The following is a 2,162-nucleotide window of genomic DNA, read 5'->3' as shown; positions in this document are numbered from 1 at the left end:
GGAGCTTGCGAGGCGGAGAAAAGTCCATTCAAGATCTGCAAAACCTAACGAATAACAATGACAGTATCATTAGCATTCCCTTAGAAGGAAAACAAAAATTGATAAAGGAAGACTTCTTGTCCTTAGGGATCAATTATGCAATACTTCCAGACTTAAATGTAGGCGATGGCGAAATCCAGTTGATGGTTGCTAATGGGGACGTTCAGAAAGTACAGCACTGGTATAAGCTGTACCGTGAGGAGTGCTTTCGAGGTGGCGAAGAACTAGGTGAGCTTCAGCTTATCAGCTCTGCGGATTATGGAAATACTGGGCTTATCACAGAAGCCCAGTATATCGAGCAGGCAGATGAAACGTACAGACGAGCAAGTGAAAAGTATAATCAGCCTCCCGGTAGCATAGAGAGTCTGTTCTTAAACGAAGAGCAAAAAGTCCGACAAGCAACAGACGTAGGCTTCTTAGAGTACTATAACAATCCAGAATACGTTGCTCTTTCGATCAATCGTGAAACCCTAGTAGAAAAAAGTTCCTATGCTGGGGGTGATACCGTGAACAGTCAGGGCTTTTTCGCTTCTAGGGTGCCAGGCACATGGGGAGAAAGTGAACAAACGTTAATCCTACCAGCTGAACAAGTTTTTGTGACCGATGAGGGACACACGTATCTCGCGTATCTCCATAAAGAGCAAAAACCAATCATTATGGATGCAAAAGGTGAATTGGTTACCGTGGAAAAACGTCCGACCGGCAGCGAACTCTTTGCCGCTCACTATCAGCAAGTAGATTCTTCGGTAGCAAAGAAGTCGATGGATAGCCTGACTATAAAGGTAGCGAAAGACGTGGGTGAAAGAATACCAGCGAATCCGATTAAGGCTAGGTAAGGGGGGAAAGTAGCATGCAGACGAAAAAGCAAACACCGTATTTAATGTATAGCATATCCCTGCTGGTCTTTCTCATAATCGGGTATTATGTAGGCGCCTTTTATGTAATCCCTGGTGCAAACTTCGGAACGATTAACGAGACCATCAGGGTAATAGCTACCAATCCTTTTGCCAACTACATAAACGAGAAGACCCCCGCCATGGTTGGTCTTTTTTTTGTCCTCTGGATTATGTTTGTCAGCTATTACGCATATCATTATCGCAATTTCTACTTTCATAAGGAACACGGCTGCGAAGAGTGGGGAGATGTGAAGAAGCTATGTCGAGTGTTAGCGGATAAAGACGAAAGCAAAAACCGTATTGTCTCTAAGAATATGAAAATAAGTAAGCGGAAACTTTCCAATAACAATATGTTAGTGATTGGACCACCAGGTACCTATAAGACGACTTCCATTATTATTCCCAATCTCCTTCAAGCGGCCAATACCTATGTGGTTCTTGATGTTAAAGGTGAACTCATGCGCACCACGGGAAACTATTTGAAAGAAAAAGGATTTGATATCAGGAGCCTAAACCTAAAGGAACCCTGGAAGTCAGATCGGTACAATCCTTTTCACTGGATTGTGCGTGAAAATGACCTGATTCGGTTAATCACCAATTTACATGAAAGCGTGAGAAAACCAGAAGCCATGCAAAGCGAGCCCTTTTGGGATGATGGGGTGGATCTATATTTGCAAGCCCTTTTCTTTTATGAGTGGCTAGAAGCAAAAGAAGAAAAACGCACGGGGAGTATGAATAATATCCTAAAGCTCGTAAATATGGAGACGAAGAAGGTCGATGACAAAACCACTCAGCTACAATTTAAAATGAATAAGCTGGCCAAGGAAAAGGGAGCGGATTATCCGCCAGTTCGCGATTATCGGAAGTTAAAAGAAGGGGCTACGGAGACGGTTCGCAGTATTGTGATTATGGTAAACGCCATGCTCAAGTTATGCGAGACGGCAGACATCAAACGAATTTTTAGCGGTAATGATATAGATATGCGAGCCCTTGGGCTAGGCATCGATGGAAATCCCCACCGAAAAACAGCGCTATTTTTAGTTCTTCCCGATAACGATAAATCATACAATTTTCTAATTTCCTTGTTCTACACACAAATGTTTGACACGTTAATGCGAGTGGCGGACGATGAGATAAAAGGCCCTCTTCCAATCGAGGTAGAGGTTATGGCGGATGAGTTTTATTCAGGACCAAAGCCTAGTAACCCAGACGAACTATTAGGGGTAA

The 2,162-nt window shown here is 43.2% G+C and carries 2 protein-coding genes; both read left to right on the top strand.

Annotated elements, in window-relative coordinates:
* On the top strand, positions 1-875 hold an 875-nt coding region (locus NHH16_RS15260), incomplete at its 5' end, for a hypothetical protein (protein WP_262070453.1).
* Positions 876-889: 14 nt separating this feature from the next.
* The coding region (locus NHH16_RS15255) for a type IV secretory system conjugative DNA transfer family protein (protein ID WP_262070452.1) at positions 890-2,162 on the top strand (1,273 nt) is incomplete at its 3' end.

The organism is Ohessyouella blattaphilus, assembly GCF_024721265.1.
GTDB lineage: Bacteria > Bacillota > Clostridia > Lachnospirales > Lachnospiraceae > Aequitasia > Aequitasia blattaphilus_A.
The sequence above is the reverse complement of the archived record's forward strand: the minus strand, read 5'-3'. Positions and strand labels throughout refer to the sequence as shown.